The organism is Bradyrhizobium sp., from assembly GCF_017881085.1.
Taxonomy (GTDB): domain Bacteria; phylum Pseudomonadota; class Alphaproteobacteria; order Rhizobiales; family Xanthobacteraceae; genus Bradyrhizobium.
Genome location: NZ_JADGRI010000016.1, coordinates 1 through 23,397 on the forward strand (window position 1 = coordinate 1; position 23,397 = coordinate 23,397).

Annotated in this window: 20 protein-coding genes; 10 read left to right on the top strand and 10 right to left on the bottom strand. The window is 63.5% G+C overall.

Annotated features, from left to right (window positions below; translation table 11 throughout):
- Positions 1-287: 287 nt before the first annotated feature.
- The 4 genes from QZ213_RS03015 to QZ213_RS03030 form a co-directional block, all read right to left on the bottom strand.
- The gene (locus QZ213_RS03015) at positions 288-1,403 is read right to left on the bottom strand and encodes a helix-turn-helix transcriptional regulator (RefSeq protein ID WP_291684566.1); all 1,116 of its coding nucleotides are present in this window, start codon (positions 1,401-1,403) and stop codon (positions 288-290) included.
- Between the two features lie 125 nt (positions 1,404-1,528).
- Entirely contained in the window at positions 1,529-2,665 is a 1,137-nt protein-coding gene (locus tag QZ213_RS03020; RefSeq protein WP_291684567.1) for an AraC family transcriptional regulator, read from the bottom strand.
- Between the two features lie 149 nt (positions 2,666-2,814).
- Positions 2,815-4,080, bottom strand: coding sequence for a phosphoglycerate dehydrogenase (gene serA, locus QZ213_RS03025; protein WP_291684568.1), 1,266 nt, complete (start codon positions 4,078-4,080; stop codon positions 2,815-2,817).
- Positions 4,081-4,166: 86 nt separating this feature from the next.
- Positions 4,167-4,670 carry an Lrp/AsnC family transcriptional regulator gene (locus QZ213_RS03030; protein WP_291684569.1) on the bottom strand — a complete coding sequence of 168 codons (504 nt, stop codon included), beginning with the start codon at positions 4,668-4,670 and terminating at the stop codon, positions 4,167-4,169.
- 140 nt (positions 4,671-4,810) lie between these two features.
- Here QZ213_RS03030 and ald point away from each other — a divergent pair, with 140 nt between their 5' ends.
- On the top strand, positions 4,811-5,926 hold the full coding sequence (ald, locus tag QZ213_RS03035) for an alanine dehydrogenase (RefSeq protein ID WP_291684570.1): 1,116 nt from the start codon (positions 4,811-4,813) through the stop codon (positions 5,924-5,926).
- 16 nt (positions 5,927-5,942) lie between these two features.
- Here the strand turns inward: ald and QZ213_RS03040 are convergent, their stop codons facing one another.
- Both QZ213_RS03040 and QZ213_RS03045 read right to left on the bottom strand, forming a co-directional pair.
- Positions 5,943-6,155 carry a hypothetical protein gene (locus tag QZ213_RS03040; RefSeq protein WP_291684571.1) on the bottom strand — a complete coding sequence of 71 codons (213 nt, stop codon included), beginning with the start codon at positions 6,153-6,155 and terminating at the stop codon, positions 5,943-5,945.
- Between the two features lie 143 nt (positions 6,156-6,298).
- Positions 6,299-7,303 (bottom strand): tripartite tricarboxylate transporter substrate binding protein, encoded by a 1,005-nt coding sequence (locus QZ213_RS03045; RefSeq protein WP_291684572.1) that lies wholly within the window; start codon positions 7,301-7,303, stop codon positions 6,299-6,301.
- Positions 7,304-7,423: 120 nt separating this feature from the next.
- Between QZ213_RS03045 and QZ213_RS03050 the strand changes: the two genes are divergently transcribed.
- Positions 7,424-8,608 (top strand): FAD-dependent monooxygenase, encoded by a 1,185-nt coding sequence (locus QZ213_RS03050; RefSeq protein WP_291684573.1) that lies wholly within the window; start codon positions 7,424-7,426, stop codon positions 8,606-8,608.
- A 479-nt stretch (positions 8,609-9,087) separates the two neighbouring features.
- Here the strand turns inward: QZ213_RS03050 and QZ213_RS03055 are convergent, their stop codons facing one another.
- Genes QZ213_RS03055 through QZ213_RS03065 form a run of 3 tightly spaced genes read right to left on the bottom strand, consistent with a single transcriptional unit; the run spans position 9,088 to position 12,010 of the window.
- The gene (locus QZ213_RS03055) at positions 9,088-10,137 is read right to left on the bottom strand and encodes a hydroxyacid dehydrogenase (protein WP_291684574.1); all 1,050 of its coding nucleotides are present in this window, start codon (positions 10,135-10,137) and stop codon (positions 9,088-9,090) included.
- Positions 10,138-10,151: 14 nt separating this feature from the next.
- Entirely contained in the window at positions 10,152-11,045 is an 894-nt protein-coding gene (locus QZ213_RS03060) for an amidohydrolase family protein (protein ID WP_291684575.1), read from the bottom strand.
- Positions 11,042-12,010 carry a tripartite tricarboxylate transporter substrate binding protein gene (locus tag QZ213_RS03065; RefSeq protein ID WP_291684576.1) on the bottom strand — a complete coding sequence of 323 codons (969 nt, stop codon included), beginning with the start codon at positions 12,008-12,010 and terminating at the stop codon, positions 11,042-11,044. Before QZ213_RS03065 ends, QZ213_RS03060 begins: the two co-directional genes overlap by 4 nt.
- A gap of 245 nt (positions 12,011-12,255) precedes the next feature.
- Between QZ213_RS03065 and QZ213_RS03070 the strand changes: the two genes are divergently transcribed.
- From QZ213_RS03070 to QZ213_RS03080, 3 genes are all read left to right on the top strand, one after another.
- Positions 12,256-12,813 carry a thiamine pyrophosphate-binding protein gene (locus tag QZ213_RS03070; protein ID WP_291684577.1) on the top strand — a complete coding sequence of 186 codons (558 nt, stop codon included), beginning with the start codon at positions 12,256-12,258 and terminating at the stop codon, positions 12,811-12,813.
- An 8-nt stretch (positions 12,814-12,821) separates the two neighbouring features.
- Positions 12,822-13,436, top strand: a complete 615-nt coding sequence (locus QZ213_RS03075) for a thiamine pyrophosphate-dependent enzyme (protein WP_291684578.1) — start codon at positions 12,822-12,824, stop codon at positions 13,434-13,436.
- 175 nt (positions 13,437-13,611) lie between these two features.
- Positions 13,612-14,817, top strand: coding sequence for a hypothetical protein (locus tag QZ213_RS03080; RefSeq protein WP_291684579.1), 1,206 nt, complete (start codon positions 13,612-13,614; stop codon positions 14,815-14,817).
- 117 nt (positions 14,818-14,934) lie between these two features.
- Here QZ213_RS03080 and QZ213_RS03085 read toward each other — a convergent pair whose 3' ends face one another.
- Positions 14,935-17,064, bottom strand: coding sequence for an acetate--CoA ligase family protein (locus tag QZ213_RS03085; protein WP_291684580.1), 2,130 nt, complete (start codon positions 17,062-17,064; stop codon positions 14,935-14,937).
- A gap of 302 nt (positions 17,065-17,366) precedes the next feature.
- On the opposite strand from QZ213_RS03085, the gene QZ213_RS03090 reads away from it, so the two are divergent.
- From QZ213_RS03090 to oxlT, 5 genes are all read left to right on the top strand, one after another.
- Positions 17,367-18,095 (top strand): GntR family transcriptional regulator, encoded by a 729-nt coding sequence (locus QZ213_RS03090; protein WP_291684581.1) that lies wholly within the window; start codon positions 17,367-17,369, stop codon positions 18,093-18,095.
- Between the two features lie 80 nt (positions 18,096-18,175).
- Positions 18,176-19,906 (top strand): oxalyl-CoA decarboxylase, encoded by a 1,731-nt coding sequence (gene oxc / locus QZ213_RS03095; protein WP_291684582.1) that lies wholly within the window; start codon positions 18,176-18,178, stop codon positions 19,904-19,906.
- Between the two features lie 81 nt (positions 19,907-19,987).
- Positions 19,988-21,265: a formyl-CoA transferase gene (gene frc / locus QZ213_RS03100; RefSeq protein WP_291684583.1), complete on the top strand. Its 1,278-nt coding sequence runs from the start codon at positions 19,988-19,990 to the stop codon at positions 21,263-21,265.
- 216 nt (positions 21,266-21,481) lie between these two features.
- Positions 21,482-21,619 carry a hypothetical protein gene (locus QZ213_RS03105; protein ID WP_291684584.1) on the top strand — a complete coding sequence of 46 codons (138 nt, stop codon included), beginning with the start codon at positions 21,482-21,484 and terminating at the stop codon, positions 21,617-21,619.
- A 377-nt stretch (positions 21,620-21,996) separates the two neighbouring features.
- Positions 21,997-23,283 (top strand): oxalate/formate MFS antiporter, encoded by a 1,287-nt coding sequence (oxlT, locus tag QZ213_RS03110; protein WP_291684585.1) that lies wholly within the window; start codon positions 21,997-21,999, stop codon positions 23,281-23,283.
- The last annotated feature ends 114 nt before the right edge of the window (positions 23,284-23,397 follow it).

The following is a 23,397-nucleotide window of genomic DNA, read 5'->3' on the forward strand; positions in this document are numbered from 1 at the left end:
CCGCCGCACATGATGCGAGCAGCAGTCCCAGCATCATGGCGTGTCGCGGCAGGTTCGCGTTCGGACCGGCCAGGCCTGTTGTCATCCGCGCGCCGGATTTGTCGCCAACGCCGGCGGGAATTGCGATTTTCAAGACCAGTCTCCGTCCGACACGACTCGATGACGAAGGTACTTTTGGTTGAAAGCCGCGATGCGCGCGTCAACCGGCCGGTTGACAGGACGCCGAATACCGGGGCCGGGAGGCCGAAAGCCCGGCAACGTGGCATAACGGCAACGGTGGTGGTGCCTCAGGTGGCTTGTCGCAGCGGACTTGCGTGCGCCAAAATCAGCTTGACGAGGTCGATTTGCCGGTTGGTTCCGGTTTTCGCAAACAGCCGCTGAAGGTGGGTCTTGACGGTGGCCTCCGATATGCCGACGGCGTTGGCAACGGCCGCCACTCCGCCGACCTCGCTTAGCGCCAGCAGGACGCGCAGCTCGGCCGGCGTCAAATGGAAAGCACGCGCGAGAAGTTCGCCGCCGGGGATGTCAAGCGCCACCTTTCGAACGAACAGCGCGGCGACGGCCCCATAGGTCGCGCCGGTGGCCGCCCGCGCCGCCGCCGTCAGGGGCAACAGATGCGCGACGTAGCGCTCGCCGTCATGCGCGATCAACGGCAGCGAAATGCCCTTGACACCCAGCGCGACGGCGTTGCCCGCGAAGATTTCGCGCAAGGCCTGGTTGGCTTGCCCGTTGCGGGTGACGAGCTGGCCGTTGACGGAGCACAGAAAATCCTCCGCACCGAGCATCTCACCGCCGGCCGCGTTCGCATGGACGATCCGGCCGCCGGCATCGAGCAGGAAAATGCCGGCGCTAAGACCATCCAGCGCATCCGAAAATGTCGCGGCTGTTGACCGGCTGGAATCGATCGCCTGGTTGATCCGCAGCGCCCGGTGGGCATGGGGCACGATGAGCGCAATCCGCCGCCGCATTTCGTCGTCGACCATGCGCGCGCCGGAAAGGACCGCAAGCAGAACCGCAGAATTCGAGCTCGACTTTTCCAGCACGACGTTGGCGATGTCGACGCAGCCCTGCGGTCGCAGCCACTCCTGGTAGAAAGGGCCCTGACGGTATTCGTCATAATGCAGGAGGTCCGGAATACTCACGACCTGCCCGAGGGGCGGCAAGACCGTGAGGTGATCGTATCTGGCGTGGGTGTCCGAATAAAGCTGGATGTAGTGAGGATCGACACCGCAATAATAATAAGTGAGCCCGGATTGGCTCATCGTATCCTTCGAAATCACCCCGCAAGCCTGGCCCCCAACGAAATCGTTGATGCTGGCGACGACGTTATTCCACAACGCCGGCTCAAGCGCTGCATCGTAGATTTCTTCAATGAGGTTCGGAAGTTTCGTGGTTCCGAGCATGGGCTAACCTGCTGCCTGAGGTTTGCCGGTCAGGCAGCTTTGAAACCGACGGTTTTCTGTAGGGATCGCCGAGCCGGCGGCAAAGAGAGCGGGACAGGCGCCAAAACGACGGTCATGGCCGACGTTCATTTCAATGCGTTCTCTCTCACGTCCCTGGGGGTCGCGTTGAACAATTTACGGAAGCAGCGATTGAAATATGAGACATCGCCGAAGCCGACGCCGTAGGCGATCGCGCTCACGGCCTGTTCGGCGAATTGCGACCGACACAGCATTCGATGCGCGCGGATGAGACGTTGATTTAGCAACCACATCGAAAAAGTCTTGCCATCAGCTTCAAAGAGTCGCTGAAGATAGCGCGGGGTTACCCCGAGATGAGCGGCTACCGTGCTTATCGAAAGGTCTCGCCGGCTGCTATTCTCGGAGACGTAGGTCTTGGCGGCTCTCAGCCGGGCGGCGGGCACGCCTCGAACCTTTGCCGCGCCCGCGGCATCGTGCGTTGTATCAAGGGTGAACGCAGCCAGATCATAGACGTGGCTGACGACGAGATGCCGAAGCTGGGGCGTGGCCGGCGATTGTTCGTCGAACAATTTTGTCGAATAGCCTGTCAACAGCGCGAGGGCTTTGGATTGTCGCGCGACACGGTGCATGGTGGCGGCATCGATATCCACGACGAGCGACGATAGAATCGAGCGCGGGATTCGCAGCAGGAGCGTTTCGCCGCCGGAGCGGCGTTCGAAGACCGTAACCTCGTCGGCGCTCATCAGCAGAGCGTCCCCTTCGCGCAGCAGCACCTCACCCCCGCGTGCGCAAACGGCCATACTGCCTGTTCGGTTAACCACGAAGAAGAAATCATCATTGCCGTCCGCGATGAGCTCTCGGGTGCGGGTGATGCGGGCGGCCGGCAACTTGCTCAGCAGCAAATGCAATCCGGGCAGAGTTTGCGAGGTCAGGCAGGCCTCGAAGGGGCGTTCTTCGGTGGGCTCGATCTCCACCCGAAGCGCCATGCGTCCGAAGCACTCGCGCCACATGGCCACGCGATCTTGCTCCGGGAAGTCGTCGGTCGAAAAGCTTGCCGTTGGCGAACCATGCGGCGGCGAAGCATGCGGCGCGCCTGCGAGAGCTTGCGCCTGGGGCGGGCTCGATCGCGCGGCCCAGAACCTGCTCGCGTCGATCGGAGCATGCCCTGGAATGCCGAACGGGCCGGCATCTTCAAAGCCCGGCGATGCGTGACTTCCGTCGGTACCGACAACTCTCTTGTGCATTGGGTATCGTGCTCTCTCCACCCCGGGTCGGGCGAGAGTGATATCGACTGCAACCGATCGCCGCATCCATCGATCGGTTGAAGGTCCTCAACGCCAACGACAATCCGCACTATGTCGTGGCCCTGACGAAGCTGCTGTCCGGCACCAGCTCAAGCCTTATGTTCATACAGCAATCGGGCGCGGATCGTTCCTTCCAGCGACCTGATGTCGGCGAGAACGCGCTGGCCGTCCGCCGCCGAGGCGTCCGCGTCCAGCACCACATAGCCGACGTCGGCGTGGGTCTCGTAGTATTGAGCCGCGATATTGACGGCGTGACGCGCGAACACTTCGTTCAGGCGTCCGAGCATGCCCGGCAGGTTGCGCTGCACCTGGATAAATCGCGTGCCCGCCGGTCGCGGCGGCAATTGCGCCAGCGGAAAGTTGACCGCGCCCATCGTCGATCCCGTATCGCTGTAGTCGACGAGCTTGCGTGCGACTTCGGCGCCGATGCGCTCCTGCGCCTCCTCGGTCGAGCCTCCGACGTGCGGCGTCAGGATGACGTTGTCCAGCCCCTGCAGCGGCGACGTGAATCGTTCCTTGTTCGAACCGGGCTCGACCGGAAAGACGTCGACCGCGGCGCCGCGCAGCCTGCCCTCGCGCAGGGCGTCGGCGAGTGCGTCGAGGTCGACGACCGTGCCGCGGCTGTTATTGATGAAATAGGCGCCCGGCTTCATCGCCTGGATCTCGGCGCGCCCGATCATTCCGTGCGTCGCCGCCGTTTCCGGCACATGCATGCTGACGACGTCGCTCTGCGCCAGCAGTTCATGCAGGCTGGCGGTCGGCTCGGTGTTGCCGTGGCGAAGCTTGTCGGTGTGGTCGTAGAACACCACCCTCATGCCCATCGCTTCGGCGAGATATGAGAGTTGCGAGCCGATGTTGCCGTAACCGATGATGCCGAGCGTCTTGCCCCTGACCTCGTGGCTGTCGGTGGCGGACTTGTCCCACTGGCCCTGGTGCGCGGCATTGGATCGCGCAACAATCCGGCGCAACAGAAAGACAATCTCGCCGATCACCAGTTCCGCCACGCTTCGCGTATTGGAGAAAGGCGCATTGAAGACCGGAATCCCGTTCCGTCTGGAGGCGTCGACATCCACCTGGTTGGTGCCGACGCTGAAGCATCCTATCGCGATCAGCCTGTCCGCGGCTTCGAGAACGTCTGCGGTGATCTGGGTGCGCGACCGGATGCCGAGCAGATGCACGCCCTTGATGGCTTCCTTCAGCGCATCCCCATCGAGGGCCTTCGACAGACGCGTCACGCTGGGATAGCCGGCGGTGGTCATCGTATCCACGGCGCTGTCGTTGACGCCTTCGAGCAGCAGAACCCGGATCTTGTCCTTGGCGAGCGAGAATTGCGGATGAGACTGACTGTCGGTCACGTAGCGGCATCCTGGGGCGATGGGTGAGCATCCCTAACTAGGCGATGCCGCCTGTCAGGGCAACACCATCCAGCCGACCCGCTCGGCTACCGCGCGGCCTGACCGGATCGTTGTCTTCGCGACGTGCCGAAGATCACCGGCGGCACCGCGCGGTTGACCACCTCGCGCATCGCAAAGCTCGACTGGATTCGCGCCACCCGTGGCAGTCGCGACAGTTCGGTGCGGTGGATGCGCTCGAAATCCTCGATATCCTGCGCCATGACGATGACGATGTAGTCGTCGCTGCCGGACATCAGGAAACACCGCACCACTGACGGACAGTTGATGACGGCGGCCTCGAACGATTTCAGCGCGTCCTCGTTCTGGCTCTCGAGCGTGACCCTGACCAGCACGGTGGTGGAAAGTCCGAAGCGCGCCAGATCCAGCACGGCCTGATAGCCGCGGATGAAGCCTTCCTCCTCCAGCACCTTCTGCCGCCGGGCGATCGCGGTAGAGGAGAGTCCGACGCGCTCGGCGAGATCGACCTGGCTTGCCCGGGCATTGAGCGTGAGTTCCGACAGGATGGCCGTATCGAACTGGTCGAGCTTCATTGGTTTTGATTCCTGCGCGACGAGACAGATTCCTGCCGGTTTCCGGCGACAAACCGGATTAGAGCAGCTAGATCGCAAGGTTTCAAACCCGAATCTGCCCTAGGATTAACGACACGTTTTCGAACCGGGAGAGCCCAGCCATGCGCGTCGGAGTGCCGAAGGAGATCAAGGTCCACGAATACCGCGTCGGTCTCACGCCGGGTGCTGTGCGCGAATATGTGGCCGCCGGCCACACCGTGGTCGTCGAGACCAACGCCGGCGCGGGGATCGGCGCCGGCGACGAGACCTACCGCAAGGCCGGCGCCGTCATCGCCGACAGCGCGGCCGAGATCTTCGCGACCTGCGACATGATCGTGAAGGTCAAGGAGCCGCAGCCGCGCGAATGGTCGGTGCTCCGCGAAGGCCAGATTCTCTTCACCTATCTGCATCTGGCGCCGGATCCGGAGCAGGCACGCGGCCTGATGGCGTCCGGCTGCACCGCGGTCGCCTATGAGACGGTCACGGACGCCAGGGGTGGCCTGCCCCTGCTTGCTCCCATGAGCGAAGTCGCAGGCAGGCTTTCCATCGAAGCCGCAGGCTCGGCCTTGAAGCGCAGCGCCGGCGGCCGCGGCATTCTGCTTGGCGGCGTGCCGGGCGTGGTTCCGGCCCGGGTCGTGGTGCTCGGCGGCGGGGTCGTCGGCACGCATGCGGCGCGGATGGCGGTCGGGCTCGGCGCCGAAGTCACGATCCTGGATCGTTCAATCCCGAGGCTGCGCGAGCTCGACGAGCTGTTCGAGGGGCGGGCGCGCACGCGGTTCTCCACGACAGAGGCGGTCGAGCAGGAAGTTTTCGTCGCCGATGTCGTGATCGGCGCGGTGCTCGTCCCCGGCGCCAGCGCGCCGAAGCTGGTCACCCGCGCAATGCTGAAATCGATGCAGAAGGGTGCGGTGCTGGTCGACGTCGCGATCGATCAGGGCGGCTGCTTCGAGACCTCGCACGCGACCACGCATGCCGATCCCACTTACGAAGTCGACGGGATCATCCACTACTGCGTGGCGAATATGCCGGGTGCGGTTCCCCTCACCTCGAGCCATGCGCTCAACAACGCGACGCTGCCGTTCGGCCTCGCCCTGGCAAGCCAAGGCTTCGCAGCGGTGACGCAGAACCCGCATCTGCGCGCCGGCCTGAACGTTCACCATGGCCGCATCACCAACAAGGCCGTCGCCGAAAGCCTCGGCCTTTCCTCCCCGCCAATCGAGGGACCGCTGGCTGCGTGAGTTCGAATTGGACGGTTCAGGACGGGAAGTCTGCGTTCCTGACATGAATCCGGTCGGCGTGCAGCGACCAGTCGCGCAGGGCCTGCGCCTCGCAGAATTTCTGCTTGGCGAGTTCCGTGGCGTCTCCCTCGCTTGAAGCGTCGACTTCCAGCGTGCCCTGGCAGACCTCGGCCTGCCGGCCGTTCTCGCCCAGCACGTCCTTCAGGAACCGAACGACATATCGCGACATGGAACCTCCTGCAGCGTCGATAGCGCCCCGCCACCCCTCCTCTAATTCATGGCACGGAAAGGGTTTTGAGCGATATCAAAACCTGCATAATTCTCCGCAGCATGCCGCCGTCTTCGGTCTGCTGGCGCGGCCGCCGGTCCGGATCATTGCAGCTTGATATCCGCAGCCTTGATGACGCTACCCCACCGATCGACCTCTTGCCGCATGTAGCTGGCGGCCTTCGCTGTGGAACCGCCAAAGGTCTCCGCCGACAATTTCTTCAGGCGCTCCTGGATTTCGGGCTGGCGCAGGGCTTCATTCACATCGGCATTGATCTTTTCGGTGATGCTTTTCGGCGTGGCCGGGGGCGCGGCGATCGCGTACCAGGCCACCGCCTCGAAGCCCGGCAGGGTTTCGGCGATGGTCGGCACATCCGGAAGCGACGGCAGGCGCCGGCTCGAGGCCACGGCGAGCAGCTTGAGATTGCCGGCCTCGACCAGCGGCAGGGAAACACCGAGATTGTCGAACATCAGGTCGACGTCGCCGGCGAGCAGACCCTGGAGCGCCGGCGCCGATCCCCGATAGGGAATCGAACGCAACTTCACCTTCGCCATCACCTGGAAAAGTTCTGCCGTGAGGTGGGAGGTCGTGCCGTTGCCCTGGGTGGCCGCCGTCATCTGCTCGGGGTTCTTTTTCAGGTACTCGATGAGCTCGGGCACGCTGGAGGCCGTGATTTTCTTCGGATTGACGATCAACGCGTTCGGCACATGGGCCATCACGATAATGGGCTCGAATTTCGCTGGCTCGAAGCCGAGCTGTGGATAGAGATTCTGGTTGATCACCAGCGGCGGCGGCGGGCACGAAAGCAGCGTGTAACCGTCCGGAGTTGCGTGATAGACGAATTCGGCGCCGATGTTGCCCGCCGCTCCCGTGCGGTTCTCGATGATCACCGGCTGGCCCCATTTGCGCGACAGCCAGTCCGCGACCAGCCGCGGGACCGCATCGGCGGTGCCGCCGGCGGCGAAGGGGACGATGATCCTGACCGGCCGGTCCGGATAGTCCGCGGCCCGCGCCGGTGTGGCTGACGGCGCCGACAGAACGAACAAGAGCGCCAATGCGGCGGCGGTTCGGCCGGCCAAAACCAAAAGCTGGGTGCAGGCGCCGGACATCAGATTCCTTCCCCGATTTTTCCACGGCTGGACCGTGCTTGATGGCAAAATGCCTTGGTCTGTGTGAGAGTACAACCACGCAGGCCCGCTTTTCAGCCGCTCGTGACAAGGAGTTGAATGGTGCGATCCCCTCTGAATGTCGTGATCGTGGGAGGCGGTATCGGCGGCCTGTTCGCTGCCAACGCGCTAAAGGCGCAGGGCCTGCAGGTTGCGATCTACGAGCAGGCGCCCGCAATCGGTGAAGTCGGCGCCGGCGTGTTTCTCACCCCCAACAGCGTGCGGCATCTGCAGCGGATCGGACTGGAACCGGCGGTGGAAAAATGGGGAGCGCGTGTCGGCCACGGTTCCCACTACTTCCGCCACGACGGGGCGCCGATCGCGCCGGTCCAGGTCACGGACTCCGCCGGCTGGAACGCGACGTTCGGAATGCACCGCGCCGATCTCGTGGAGATGCTGGCGGGCGCCCTGCCCCCCGGCACCGTTCATCCCGGGCATCGCGCCACGGGTTTCGATCAGGACGGCAAGCTCGCCCGGGTGTCGTTCGCCAATGGCGCCTCCGCCGAGGCCGACATCGTCATCGCCGCGGACGGCATCCATTCGGAGCTTCGGCCCTATGTGTTCGCTGCGTCCCAGCCGGTGTTTTCGGGATCGGTCGCCTACCGGGGCCTTGTGGCGCATGAGCGCGTGCCGGATTGGCCGACCGACCGCTGGCAGATGTGGCTTGGCAAGGGCCGGCACTTCCTCGCCTTTCCCGTCCGCGCCGGAAAGCTGATCAACTATGTCGGGTTCGTGCCGACCGACGAGGAGATGAAGGAATCCTGGACGGCGCCCGGCGATCCCGAGGTGCTGCGCCAGGCCTTCGCGGGATGGGACCCGCGCATCCATCAATTGTTAGGCGAAGTTCGGACTACGTTCCGTTGGGCGCTCTATGATCGCGAGCCGCTGCCGGTCTGGACCAAGCAGCGACTGAGCCTGCTCGGCGATGCCGCGCATCCGATGCTTCCGCATCTCGGACAAGGCGCCAATCAATCGATCGAAGACGGCATCGCACTCGCAACGATCCTGGCGCGCGCGGACGCCACGACCGCGCCCTCCGCCCTGCTCGCCTACGAACAGCTGCGCCGGGAACGCGTGGCGCAGGTGCAGCGCGGCGCGCGCGAGAACGGGCTGCGCTATGATTCCGCCTATTCCGATCTGGGGGTGAGAGACGCCGAGATCACCGCGCACGCCGCCTTTCGCAAGCGGCTCTACGATCACGACGTGGTTCCGGACGCGCAGGCCGCGGCGGCAGCGTTGGTCGGCTGAGCAGTGCGGTTACGCGCCGGCGGCCGGGAGGCTGGCGGCCGCGATAGCGACGATCTCCGCGATACGGCGTCGAAGCCGGGACGGCGTCCTACGCAGCAATGAACGCAATTGTCGCATTCGCCAGCTCCTTCAGCGCCGGCGGAATTGTCGTTCCGCAAATCAGGCGCTCTCGGAAAATGGTCCCGCTCGATGGGCCTGTCGAGACGCCTGCGAAAATAGCAACGCGTGCATCGTCCGGTCTGGACCTCGCAGTAGATTCATTGCCGAGATCGAGCCGGCAACGACCGAAATCTTCTCCGCTAAATCCGTCGAGATTCGGAGACAATGCGATCTGGCCGGCCTCGCGCAGCAATTGCGAACGGACGAAAGCGCATGGAACTGAGGACTGCGACGCCGGCGGGCCGCGTGCTCGCCGGCGCCCTGCTTTTCCATCGCCAACGCCGGTCCACGCACGCGCTTTGGCAATTGCTCCGGCGCACCTAGCCCGGCGCAAATCCAAACGTCCGCTGGAAGCGGTTGGCGTAGTCGCCCCAGACTTCCGGGTTGATGATGCGCGGCGGCCGCTTGCCGTCGAGCGCGTCGAGCATCTGCTCGGCGGCGATCCGGCCCATGTTCTCGCGCGCCTCCTTCGTGACGCCGGCCGTGTGCGGGCTCGCCAGCACGTTGTCGAACTGCAGCAGCGGATGGTCCGGCGGCGGCGGCTCCTTGGCCCAAACGTCGAGGCCCGCGCCGGCAATCTGCCTGTTGCGCAGCGCCTCGGCCAGCGCAGCCTCGTCGTGGATGAAACCCCGCGCCGTGGTGATGAAATAGGCATGCTTCTGCATGGACGCGAATTCGCGCGCGCCGATCATGCCGTGGCTCTCTTTTGTCAGTGGACAGGAGATCGAGACGTAGTCCGAACGCCGCAGCAGCTCCTCCAGCGTGACCTTCTCGCCGCCGCGCTCGGCCATCTCGGTGGCCGAGAGATAGGGATCGTAGGCCAACACGTTCATGCCGAGCAGGCCCCGGCACAGCGCGGCGATGCGGCGCCCGACATTGCCGAGCCCGACGATGCCGATGGTCTTGCCCTGGACTTCCGTGCCCATCAGGGCGTTGCGGTCGACATTCGCCTGGCGCCGCAGCGCGCGGTCGGCCTGGATGATGCGCTTCGACAGCGTCAGCAGCATCCCCAGCGCGTGTTCAGCCACCGAATGCGCGTTGCCGCCGGACTGATTGACCACCAGCACGCCCGCCGCCGTGCAGGCCTCGACATCGACGGGGTCATAGCCCGCGCCGTTGCTTGAGACGATCAACAGGTTCGGCGCGCGGCGCAGCAGGTCGGCATGGACGTGAAAGTGAGGCGCGAGCTCATCGCGCGCAGCCCCGATCTGATAGGCGTGCGCGGCAGAAAGAATCGGGGCCGAGATGTCTTCAGGGCTTTCGTTCTCCAGCCGGTCGAGCCGCACGTCGGGCCGCGCCTTGAGAATGTCAGCATAGATCTGGTTCGCCAGATACTTGACATAGAAGACGCGCTTGTTGTTGACGGACATCGTTGAGGGCACTTTCAGTTCGAAAAACCATAGAGCTTTGCGGGATTGGCCACGAGGATGCGGTGCTGCGTCGGCAAGTCCGGCGTCCACATCTGAAACAATTCGAACAGGTGCCCGGCATCGGGCATCTCGCCCTCGACGCGCGGATGGGGCCAGTCGCCGCCCCACACCAGCCGTTCCGGATTGGCCCGCACCAGCGCCTCATGAAACGGCCGCGCATCGGGATAATCGGGCGCATTCCGGCTGAGGCGATGGGCGCCGGACAGTTTCGCCCAGCACCAGCCGTCGGCGACCGCGCGCAACAGGCTCTGGAAACCTGCCGTAGCGGTGCCGGCGCGGGCGTCAGTACGGCCCATGTGATCGATCACCACCGGCAGGCTCAATGCTTGCAGGACCGGTATCGTCTCGGGCAGATCCTTCACGTCGATCCAGAGCTGAAGATGCCATCCGAGTTCGGCCATCACGGGCGCAAGCTTCTCGGCCGCCTGTAGCGGCACGCCGCCGCGATAGTGCAATTGACCGTCCCGAAAGAAATGATTGAAGCGCAAGCCGCGGACGCCGATTCGATTCCATTCGCGCAGGACCGCCGGCGAGACGTCGCTGTCAGCCACCGCGACGCCGCGCAGACGGTCCGGCCGTTGCCTGAGCGCGTCCAGCATCGCGGAATTGTCGCGGCCATGCGCGCTGCCCTGCACCAATACGCCGCGCGCAAAGCCTGTTCGATCGAGCATGCCCAGATATTTTTCCAGCGGCGCGTCCGGCGGCGTGTAGCTGCGATCGTCGGCATAAGGGAAACGCGACGCGGGTCCGAACACATGGGCGTGCGTATCGCAGGCATTTGGCGGCGGTGGCACGTTCGGACGGCTGACGTCGCGCGGCGCAAGGCAGGCGGGTATCATCTGGTTCATTCGGCCTTCATGCCGGCGGCCTTGATGATCGGCCCCCATTTGTCGTAGTCGGCGTGAATCTTGGCGTCGAATTCCCCAGGCGAACTGCCGATCGGCGACGCGCCGAGCTTGCTCAGGCGCTGCGTGACGGAATCGGTATTCAGCGCCGCGACGAAATCATGCGACAGCTTGGCGACGAGATCGGGCGGCATGCCGGCCGGTCCGAGCAGCCCCCACCACACCTCGGTGTCATAGCCCGGCACGGTCTCGGCCATGCTGGGAACGTCGGGCAGGAACGACGCCCGCGACGCGGTCGTGACCGCAAGCGCACGAACACTGCCGGCCGCGAGCTGGCCGACCGATTCCGGGCCGTTATTGAACGACATCGGGATTTGCCCGCCCAGGAGGTCGTTGATGGCGGGCGTGCCGCCTTTGTACGGAATGGCGTTGAGGTTGATCCCGGCCAGATTCTTCAGGAGTTCACCGGCGAGATGCGTCGATGTTCCGTTGCCGGCATGGCCATACGCCAGGCTCCCGGGTCTTGCCTTTGCCGCCGCGATCAGATCGGCCAGCGTCTTGAATGGAGAGTCGGCCTTTACTAGCAGGATATTCGGGGAGGATGCCAGCAGCGAGATCGGCGTGAAATCCTTGAAGGTGTCGTAGGGAAGCTTTTCATACAGGAAGGGATTGGTGGCGTGACCGCTGGCAACGACAATCAGGGTGTAGCCGTCGGGTGGCGCCGCCGCGAGCGCCTGCGAGGCGACCACGCCGCCGGCGCCGGGGCGGTTTTCGACGACGACACCCTGGCCCCATTGCCGGGAGACCACATCGCCCAGCGTGCGCGCGAGGATGTCGACGCCGCCGCCGGCGGCATAGGGTACGTAAATATGCACGGGTTTCGAGGGAAACGGCGATTGCGCCGACGCCATTCCGCCCGCGCCAACCGTCGCCATCGCCGCGACAACCATCCGGAACCACCTGTTCAAGGCATCCCTCCCGATTTCTTGTTACTTCTCATATCGCACGCCGGACCGCGAATGGCATCGCCATCAGGCGCAGATCACGGCTACGGTCCGGACATGTTGACAATCCCGGAGATCGCGTCAAGTTTCGGCGCCTCGTCAGTATGATGGGCGATCTCCGGGAGATCGCGTCAAGTTTCGGCGCCTCAATTCAAGACGGCCGCGATCATGTCGCGAACGAAGATCGTCGCGCAGCAAGGGAGAATTCGATGGCGGCTGCCGCTGAACAGACCTCGTCCCAGATCGCTCAGCAGAAGAGCTGGCACGAGGTGGTGCTGCAAACCCTCAAGCGCAACGACATCCGGCTGGTGCCCTACGTTCCCGACCGCGTGCTGACGACGCTGATCAGGAGCATCCACGCCGACCCGTTCTTCACCTGCTTCCCCACCGCGCGCGAGGAAGAGGCCGTCGGCATCATCGCCGGGGCGTGGATGGCCGGCATGAAGGGCGCGGTGCTGATGCAGACCTCGGGCTTTGCGACGCTCGCCAATGTGCTGGCCTCGCTCGCGGTCCCCTATCAGATTCCGCTGATCATGTTCGTCTCCGAGCGCGGCACGCTCGGCGAATTCAACTACGGGCAATCGCTGGTCTGCCGCACCATGCGGCCGGTGCTCGACTCGCTGGCGGTGGAACATCACACCTGTACCCGGCTCGACGAGTTCGAATTCATCGTCGACCGCTCGATCAAGCAGGCCGTCACCACGCAGGCGCCGGTGGCGCTGATCCTGTCGCCGCTGTTGACCGGCGGCAAAGTGTTCGACAAGTGAGCGCAGCCATGAACACCGCAGCCGACACCCCTGCCCGCAACACCAAGATCATGAACCGGTCCGATCTGACCTCGCGGCTGGTCGCCAAGCTTAAGAACGAAGAGGCCGTGATCGGCGGCATTGGCAATACCAATTTCGACCTGTGGGGCGCCGGCCACCGCCCGCAGAATTTCTACATGCTGGGCAGTATGGGCCTGGCTTTCCCGATCGCGCTCGGCGTCGCGCTGGCCCAGCCGGAGCGCCGTGTCTTCGCGCTGGAGGGCGACGGCTCGCTGTTGATGCAGCTGGGGTGTCTTGCGACCATCGCGACGCTGGGGCCAAAGAACCTGACCATGGTCGTGATGGACAACGGCGTCTACCAAATCACCGGAGCGCAGCCGACGCCGGCCGCCGCGGTATCGGATCTGGTGGCGGTCGCGGTCGGCTGCGGACTTTCGAACAGCGCCTGGGCGGCCGACGAAGACGATTTCGAGCGGCTGGTCGATCGATCCCTGTCGGCGTCCGAGCCAACGCTGATCGGCGTGCGCATCGACGACAAGCCGGGCGTCGGCGCCACCCGCCGGGATCCCGTGCAGATCCGCGAACGTTTCATGCTCGGCATGGGCGTGCGCGAAGAGCTGTGATCGCAGGCTCGCCTGACCTCGTCGACTGGATTGCTTCATCGAAACAATGCATGTTAACGTTGTATGCCAGTCTGAAAGACACGAACCTCGTTCAATAAGTCTCCCAATGCTTCCGTGAGTCCGTGCGCAGCTGGGCCGCTGACGCCGGCCTTCCGTGCCCACTTGAAGGCTTTGCATGCTCGCACTGCTGACATTGCCAATCGAGCTAATGCGCCTTGCCTTCTATGCCTTGCTGGGGTTCGTCGACGTGTTGAGGGCGCGCAATCGATTGCACTTTAAATTCACAGTTATCGTCAATGCACCGCGCGAGGCCGTGTGGCGACTCAGTACGGCCGACCACATGGTATTCGATGGACCGCCGGTCATGGAGTTTTCGCGCGAACCCGTGCCCGACAGCGCTGACCTTTGGCTGACACGTCTCGCCCTCGATGGCCAACCTCGGGCGCAGAATGTCTCGCGCGACCTTGAGCGCGACGAGGTGAAAGGGATCAGTCGCTCGGAGATGGTGGCGCACCCGCTAGCTGCGCCGCCCGAGGGCGGCCGCGATGTCGAAACCGGGCTTTTGGTCGAGGCGACGCTGGACGGAACGGCGCTCACGGTGTTTGGCGAGTTGACGGCACGCTCCTTCCGCGACCGCATCGTCTTTCCGATCGGCCTGCGCCGAATGGCGCACCTGACGAAGCAGCAATGCGAAAAGGACGCAGGCACCCACAGCCGTCTCGCGGCTCTCGGCAACCATGGATTGGTTCTGTCGATTGCGGCTCTCTTGAGCTTCTGGTATCTGTTCGGCTGGAAGTTGGGGCTGCTGCTTTCGACCGTCACCGTCGTACACGAGGCCGGACATGTTGCGGCGATGCTGATGGTCGGCGTCGGCGTGCGTGGCATCTACCTCATTCCGTTCTTTGGCGGTGCCGCCGTCCCCAGGACAGCCTATCGGACCGAGGGCCGGCTCGGCTTCGTCGCGCTGATGGGGCCAGCTTTGAGCCTCATTCCGACGCTTGGCCTCTTCGCCATGTACAGGGCGACCGGCGACATTCGTCTAGGGCAGGCAGCGGACGTGTTTGCCGTCATCAATGCCGTCAACCTGTTGCCGATCTATCCTCTCGATGGCGGGCTGATCCTCAATGCGCTTATCGGTTCGGTGAGCCGGAAGTCGGCGCTGATCGCAGCTTGGATCGGGATCCTGACTGGTCTCGGCTTGGCCATATATCTGCAATCATTCCTGATCGGCATTCCGTTCCTGCTGTTTGCGCTGCAGCGCTATCTCACCAGCAGCCAAACCATCGAACTCGAACGGCTGTCCTTCGCCGGCGGGATCGCCCTGCCATTCGCCTCGATCGCGGCCTTCGTCCTGTATGTTCTTGTCATCAACGCCGCGTGACGACTCCAGCCGCTTCATCGCCGCAAGTTTCGATCCGGTTCCTATCGCACAGGCATCAACAAAAATGCCGCCCGGAGCTACCGGACGGCATTTGAGCAGCGCTGTTCGTCTGAAGCGTTACAGCAGCCCCGCGCCGCGCGCCCATTTGTACTTGGCGCCGAGCACTTCGACCGGCAGTTCGGTCGAGTAGGCATAGGCCGGGATGCCGTTCTGGTAGAGATATTCGGCGGCCTCCTCGACCTCGACGTCGCCGGCGAGCGAGGCGACGATCGGCTTCACGAAGCCCTTGGCCTCCATCTCCTTCTTCACCTCGACCATGTTGCGGGCGAACACCATCGGCGGCGTGACGATGGTGTGCCAGTAGCCGAGGATCAGCGAATGGATACGATCGTCCGACAGGCCGAGCTTGACGGTGTTGACGTAGGTGATCGGCGGCTCGCCGCCGGTGATGTCGACCGGGTTGCCGGCGGCGCCGAACGGCGGGATGAACTTGCGAAACGCAGCATCGAGGTCCGGCGGCATCGCCATCAGCGACAGGCCGTTGTCGACCACCGAGTCGGACAACAGCACGCCCGAGCCGCCCGCGCCGGTGATGATCAGCACGTTCTCGCCCTTCGGGGTCGGCAGCACCGGGATGCCGCGCGCGAATTCGAGCAATTGTCTCAAGCTGCGGGCGCGGATCACGCCGGACTGCTTGAGCACGTCCTCGTAGATCTTGTCGTTGCCGGCGAGCGCGCCGGTATGCGACGAGGCCGCCTTGGCGCCGGCCGAGGTGCGGCCGGCCTTGAGCACCACCACGGGCTTCTTCTTGGAGACGCGCTTGGCGGCTTCGGCGAAGGCGCGGCCGTCTTTCAGGTCTTCGCAGTGCTGGGCGATGATGGTCGTGTTCGGGTCCTGCTCGAAGAAGGCGAGCAGATCGTCCTCGTCGATATCCGACTTGTTGCCGAGACCGACGATTGCCGAGACGCCCATCTTGGCCGAACGCGAGAAGCCGATGATCGCCATGCCGATGCCGCCGGACTGCGACGACAGCGCCGCATGGCCCTTGACGTCGTAGGCCGTGCAGAAGGTGGCGCAGAGATTGGCGGGCGTATAATAGAAGCCGTAGATATTCGGCCCCATCAGGCGAACATCGTACTTCTTGCCGATCTCGACGATTTCGGCCTGCAGTTCGGGCGCGCCGGCTTCGGCAAAGCCCGACGGAATCAGGACGGCGCCGGGAATCTTCTTCTCGCCGCACTCGATCAGCGCGCCGGCGACGAATTTCGCGGGGATCGCAAACACCGCGGTATCGATCACGCCCGGTACGTCCTTGACGCTCTTGTAGGCCTTGTAGCCCAGGATCTCGGCTGCCTTCGGGTGGATCGGATAGATGTCGCCCTTGTAGCCGCCGTTGATCAGGTTCTTCATCACCGAATTGCCGATCTTGCCGTCTTCGGTGGAGGCGCCGATCACGGCAACCGCCTTCGGCTGCATGATGCGGTTCATCGCGGTGACGATTTCCGCGGTCGGACGCGGCGCCGGGCGCGGCTTGTAGTCGAAGTCCACGACGATGCGCACGTCGGCGGCGATGGCGTCCTTCTTGGTGGCGAATACCGGGTTGAGATCGAGTTCGACGATTTCCGGGAAGTCGCTGACGAGCTGCGATACCTTGACGATGATATCGGCCAGCGCATCGCGGCTGACCGGGTCGCCGCCGCGTACGCCCTTCAGCATGTCATGGGCCTGGATGCCGTCGAGCATCGACAAGGCGTCGTCCTTGGTGGCAGGAGCGAGGCGGAAGGTGACATCCTTCAGGATCTCGACCAGCACGCCGCCGAGGCCGAAGGCCACCAGCTTGCCGAACGAGCCGTCGGTGATGGAGCCGACGATGACCTCGGTGCCGCCGGCCAGCATCTGCTGGACCTGGATGCCTTCGATCTTGGCGTCGGCCTTGTACTTCTTGGCGTTCGCCAGGATGGTCGCGTAATTCTTTTCGACGTCCGCGGCGGTCTTGACGCCCACCATCACGCCACCGGCCTCGGTCTTGTGCAGAATATCCGGCGAGACGATCTTCATCACGACCGGGAAGCCCATGTCGGTCGCGATCTTGGCCGCCTCGGCTGCCGATTTCGCCACGCCTTCCTTCGGTACCGGAATGCCGTAGGCATCGCACACCAGCTTGCCTTCCGGCGCCGTCAGACTCGTGCGTTTGTCCGCCTTGACGGAATCGAGGATCTTGCGGACCGCATCTTTGGAATTCGACATTGGCTTCCTCCTTGACGTCTATTTTTTCATGGCGGCGACACACGCGGCATCAGACCGCATCGACCTGCGCTCTCAATCGGTATTCCCGTGGCAAACGCGGGTCCGCGTCCACCGCAAACGTTCATTGCGACCGCTGATGGTTTCGTTTTGGCATTTGGTATGCCAGAAACGAACTTGTCAAGGCGCGGCAGCGGCCGGAAGTGCTGAAAACATGGGTAACTTGACATTCTGGCATTTGGTATGCCAAAAATAATTTGCATAGTGTTCTGCTACAAAGACGTCTCCCACGGAGGAGATCAGTCGTGAATTTACGGAAACAAACCAAGGCGCCGCCCACCATGGCCGAGGCAGAAATCGCAATCGTCCGAATTGCCCCGGAGACGAGCTTCAAGAACAAGGCCTATGAAGCCTTGAAGGAAGCCATCCTCAAGATGGACATCTATGCGACGCCGGAACCGGTCATGCTCGACGAGCGCGCGCTGTCGGAGCGCCTCGGCGTCAGCCGTACCCCGATCCGCGAGGCGATCGCGATGCTGGAGCAGGACGGCTTCGTCAAGACCGTGCCTCGCCGCGGCATCATCGTCGTGCGTCGGACCAAGAACGAGATCGTCGACATGATCCGGGCCTGGGCGGCGCTCGAGAGCATGGCGGCGCGGCTGATCACGACCACCGCGCGCAAGAAGGACATCTCGGCGCTGCGCGACTTCTTCAAGAATTTCGGCAAGGATCGCCTGCCGCAGGACCACGTCGATGAATATTCGAAGGCCAATATCGCCTTCCACCAGGCGCTGATCTCGCTCAGCGAGTCGCCGACGCTGGTCGATATGACCAACGACATCCTGCTGCATGTGCGCGGTTACCGGCAATTGACGATCGGGCGGACGGACCGCACCGCGGTGTCGCTGCCCGAGCATCTGGCCATGATCGAAGCGCTCGAGGAGCGTGACACCGAGCTCGCAGAGAAGCGCGCGCGCGATCACACGCTGGGCCTCGCCGCTTATGTCGAAGCCCACGGGCAGGAACTGTTCTAACCACGACAGCCCGTTGTTTTGGGCAATGATTAAAGGCGACGAACTCGTCTCGCCAAGAAACGACCAGGGAGACCACCCCGATGCTGAACACCGCGACCAAGAACGAGGCGACGGACGCCCAGCAGGAACTGACGGATGGCTTTCATCTGGTCATCGATGCGCTCAAGCTCAACGGCCTCAACACGGTCTACGGTGTGCCCGGCATCCCGATCACCGACCTCGGCCGCATGATGCAGGCCGAAGGCATCCGCGTGCTTTCGTTCCGCCACGAGCAGAACGCCGGCTACGCTGCGGCCATCGCGGGTTTCCTCACCAAGAAACCCGGAATCTGCCTCACCGTCTCGGCGCCCGGCTTCCTCAACGGCCTGACCGCGCTGGCCCACGCCACCACCAACTGCTTCCCGATGATCCTGGTCTCCGGCTCGTCCGAGCGCGAGATCGTCGACCTGCAGCAGGGCGACTATGAAGAGATGGATCAGCTCGCGGTCGCAAAGCCGCTCTGCAAGGCGGCGTTCCGCGTGCTGCATGCCGCCGACATCGGCATCGGTTTCGCACGCGCGATCCGCGCCGCCGTCTCGGGCCGTCCCGGCGGCGTCTATCTCGACCTGCCGGCGAAACTGTTCGGGCAGGTGATGAACGCGGAGGCCGGCAGAAAGTCGCTGGTCAAGGTGATCGACCCGGCGCCAGCGCAGATCCCCGCCCCGAGCGCGGTCAAGCGGGCGCTCGACGTGCTGAAGAGCGCAAAACGCCCGCTGATCATTCTCGGCAAGGGCGCGGCCTATGCGCAGGCCGACGACGCGATCAGGAGCTTCGTCGAAAAGAGCGGCGCGCCATTCCTGCCGATGAGCATGGCCAAGGGCCTGCTGCCCGATTTGCATCCGCAATGCGCTGGCGCGGCGCGTTCGACCGTGCTGAAGGATGCCGACGTCGTGATGCTGGTCGGCGCACGCCTCAACTGGCTGTTGTCGCACGGCAAGGGCAAGACCTGGGGCGATCAGCCTAAGAAATTCATCCAGGTCGACATCGAGCCCAGGGAAATGGACTCCAATGTCGAAATCGCCGCTCCTCTGGTCGGCGATATCGGCTCCTGCGTCGCCGCCCTGCTCGATGCGATGGGCGGCAGCTGGCCGGCGCCGCCGGCGGACTGGCTCAATTCCGTCAAGACCAAGCGCGACGACAATGTCGCGAAAATGGCGCCGCGTCTGATGAACAACAACTCGCCGATGGATTATCACGGCGCGCTCGGCGTTCTCCGCACCATCATCAAGGAACGGCCCGACGCCATCCTGATCAACGAAGGCGCCAACACACTCGACCTCGCGCGCGGCGTCATCGACATGCACCAGCCGCGCAAGCGTCTCGACGTCGGCACCTGGGGCGTGATGGGGGTCGGCATGGGCTCGGCAATTGCCGCAGCGGTCGAGACCGGCAAGCCGGTGCTGGCGGTCGAAGGCGACAGCGCTTTCGGTTTCTCCGGCATGGAGGTCGAGACCATCTGCCGCTACAATCTGCCGATCTGCATCGTCATCTTCAACAACAACGGCATCTATCGCGGCACCGACGTCAATTCGGCCGGCGCCGATCCGGCGACGACGGTGTTCGTGAAGGGCTCGCGCTACGACAAGATGATGGAAGCCTTCGGCGGCGTCGGCGTCAACGCGACTTCGCCGGATGAGCTGAAGCGCGCCGTCAATGCGGCGATGGACTCCGGCAAGCCGACGCTCATCAACGCGGTGATCGACCCGGCGGCCGGCTCCGAGAGCGGCCGCATCGGCAACCTCAACCCGCAAAGCGTCCTGAAGAAGAAATAACGGCCATAGATCCGCGGGGCCACGGCCCCGCCCCCATTCCTTCCTGCCCGTGCAGGATCAGATACGAGACGGAGCAACACGATGACCAAGGCGCTGACCGGCGTTCGCATTCTCGATTTCACCCACGTCCAGTCTGGACCGACCTGCACGCAATTGCTGGCGTGGTTCGGCGCCGACGTGATCAAGGTCGAACGCCCCGGCGTCGGCGACATCACCCGCGGTCAGCTGCAGGACATTCCGAATGTCGACAGCCTGTATTTCACCATGCTCAACCACAACAAGCGCTCGATCACGCTCGACACCAAGAACCCGAAGGGCAAGGAAGTCCTCACCGCGCTGATCAAGACATGCGACGTGCTGGTGGAGAATTTCGGCCCCGGCGTGCTCGACCGCATGGGATTTCCCTGGGAGAAGATCCAGAGCATCAACCCGAAGATGATCGTGGCGTCGATCAAGGGCTTCGGCCCCGGCCCCTACGAAGACTGCAAGGTCTACGAGAACGTCGCGCAGTGCACCGGCGGCGCGGCGTCGACGACCGGCTTCCGCGACGGACTGCCGCTGGTCACCGGCGCGCAGATCGGCGACAGCGGCACCGGCCTGCATCTGGCGCTCGGCATCGTCACCGCGCTTTACCAGCGCACGGTGACCGGACGTGGACAGAAGGTCACCGCCGCGATGCAGGACGGTGTGCTGAATCTGGCGCGCGTCAAGCTGCGCGATCAGCAGCGGCTCGCGCACGGTCCGCTCAAGGAATACAGCCAGTACGGCGAAGGCATTCCGTTCGGCGACGCTGTGCCGCGCGCCGGCAACGATTCCGGCGGCGGTCAGCCGGGCCGCATCCTGAAGTGCAAGGGTTGGGAGACCGATCCCAATGCCTACCTCTACTTCATCACCCAGGCGCCGGTCTGGGAGAAGATCTGCGACGTGATCGGCGAGCCCGGCTGGAAGACCCATCCCGACTACGCCAAACCCCCTGCCCGGCTGACGCGCCTCAACGAAATCTTCGCGCGCGTCGAGCAATGGACCATGACCAAGACCAAGTTCGAGGCGATGGAGATTCTCAACAAGGACGATATCCCCTGCGGTCCGATCCTTTCCATGAAGGAACTGGCGGAAGATCAGTCGCTGCGCGCCACCGGCACCGTGGTGGAGGTCGATCACCCTACCCGCGGCAAATACCTGTCGGTCGGCAATCCGATCAAGCTTTCGGACAGCCCGTCCGACGTGTTGCGGTCGCCGCTGCTCGGCGAACATACTGACGAGATCCTGCGCCAGGTTCTGGGCTTCAGCGACCATCAGGTCGCGGAAATTCACGATTCCGGCGCGCTCGACCCGCCGCGCAAGCAGGCGGCAGAGTAACCCACGTTTGTTGGCAGAATTCGAGGGCCGCCAATCTGGGCGGCCTTTTTCTTTAATCTTTACATCTGCCATAGCGAATTCAAATCGCCCTATATTGCGATGCAATATCAAAAATGCTGCTATGCAAACAAATCCGTTGTCACTGGCATCTGGTATACATAGTCTCCCTTCAGACGATGAGGCGGCGGTTGGCCGCCCTCCAGGAAAGGGAATTCAATGTCCAGGACTGCTTCCATCTCGTTCGCCCCCTCCAGCACCCCGTTTGGCCGCCTGTTCGCGGCGATCGACCGCCTGCTGTTGGCTTACGCGGAGATGACGATCCGCAACGGCGACATCCCCCGCTCCAACGTTTAATCGGCCAAGGCCGTACCGCCCCGAGCGCACGGTTCCAGCGATTTGGAAATGGCCCCGGTGTGCGGGGCTGTTTTATTGAGTCCATTGCACCGCGCGACGTTTCGACGCGCGCTATCAATCGCGCGAGGTCGCTGCCGCCCGAGCGATTCACGTCTTGCTGCATGCTGCAAACGGCTGCCGGTTTCGCGCGGTTTCTCGCTTGGCGGCTGATAATTCGCTGTGCGCAGGCTTCCACGGCCTGCGACAAGTTGACGTTGCCTGCGACAAAGTGAACACGCCGAACGCGCCGGCGAAATCTTGCCCTCGGGCATATTCGAAGACCAGAATGACCGCGATAACGCTTGCCCGATTGAGAGAAGCGTATCGTGGGGAGATTTATGACGGACATGGTTCACGGGGCAGCACCAGCCGCCGCCCGAGTCAGCGATACCTATCGCTGGACACAACTGGCGATTGGCGTCGCCGCCATGGTAATGATCGCCAATTACCAATACGGCTGGACATTTTTCGTCCCCGACATCCAGAAAGAATTCGGATGGGATCGTGCATCGATCCAGCTGGCTTTCACCCTGTTTGTCCTGTTCGAAACCTGGCTGGTGCCGATCGAAGGCTGGTTCGTAGATAAATACGGTCCACGCGTGGTGGTCCTGATCGGGGGCATCCTTTGCGCCATCGGCTGGGCAATCAACGCCGAGGCGACCACGCTCAACGGCTATTATCTCGGCATGATCGTCGCGGGTATCGGCGCCGGCGGCGTCTATGGCACCTGCGTCGGCAACGCGCTCAAATGGTTTCCTGACAAGCGCGGCCTCGCCGCGGGCATCACGGCGGCGGGCTTCGGCGCGGGTTCGGCGCTCACCGTTGCGCCGATCCAGGCCATGATCAAGGATTCCGGCTTCCAGAGCACGTTTCTCTATTTCGGCCTCGGACAGGGCATGATCATTGTCGTCCTCGCATTCTTCCTCTTCGCGCCCAAGGCAGGACAGGTTCCTGCCGCGGTGAAGAATACCCACGTGATCCAGACCCGGCGCGATTACGAGCCCTCGGAGGTGATCCGCAATCCGATCTTCTGGCTGATGTATTTCATGTTCGTGATCGTCGGCGCCGGCGGCTTGATGATCACCGCCAACCTCAAGCCGATCGCGGTCGACTGGAAGATCGATAACATTCCGGTGACGCTGATGGCGATGACAATGACCGCCGTCACCTTTGCCGCGACGATCGATCGCATCCTGAACGGTTTGACCCGGCCGTTCTTCGGCTGGGTGTCCGACAAGATCGGCCGCGAGAACACCATGTTCATCGCCTTCGGCCTTGAAGGCCTGGGCATCTGGGCGCTCTACGTGTTCGGCCAGGATCCGATCTGGTTCGTGGTGCTGTCGGGACTGGTGTTTTTTGCGTGGGGCGAGATCTACTCACTCTTCCCATCGACCTGTACCGATACATTCGGCTCGAAATTCGCCACCACCAATGCCGGCCTGCTCTATACGGCGAAGGGCACCGCAGCCCTTCTGGTACCAGTTGCGAACTACATGCAGCAGTCTTCCGGTTCGTGGGACCGGGTTTTCCTGATTGCTGCAGGCGCGAACATCCTTGCCTCACTTCTCGCGCTCGTCGTGCTCAAACCCTGGCGACGCTCAGTCATCGCCACGGCTATTGCGTAACAGGCTCTTGCGTTACGAGGCCCTGGCGTAAGTCACGCTGGCATAACTGCGAGTAGCGCGCCCATCATGCAGGATGGGCGCTTTTTTGTGACCTTGACGGGCTGGAGATGCTTC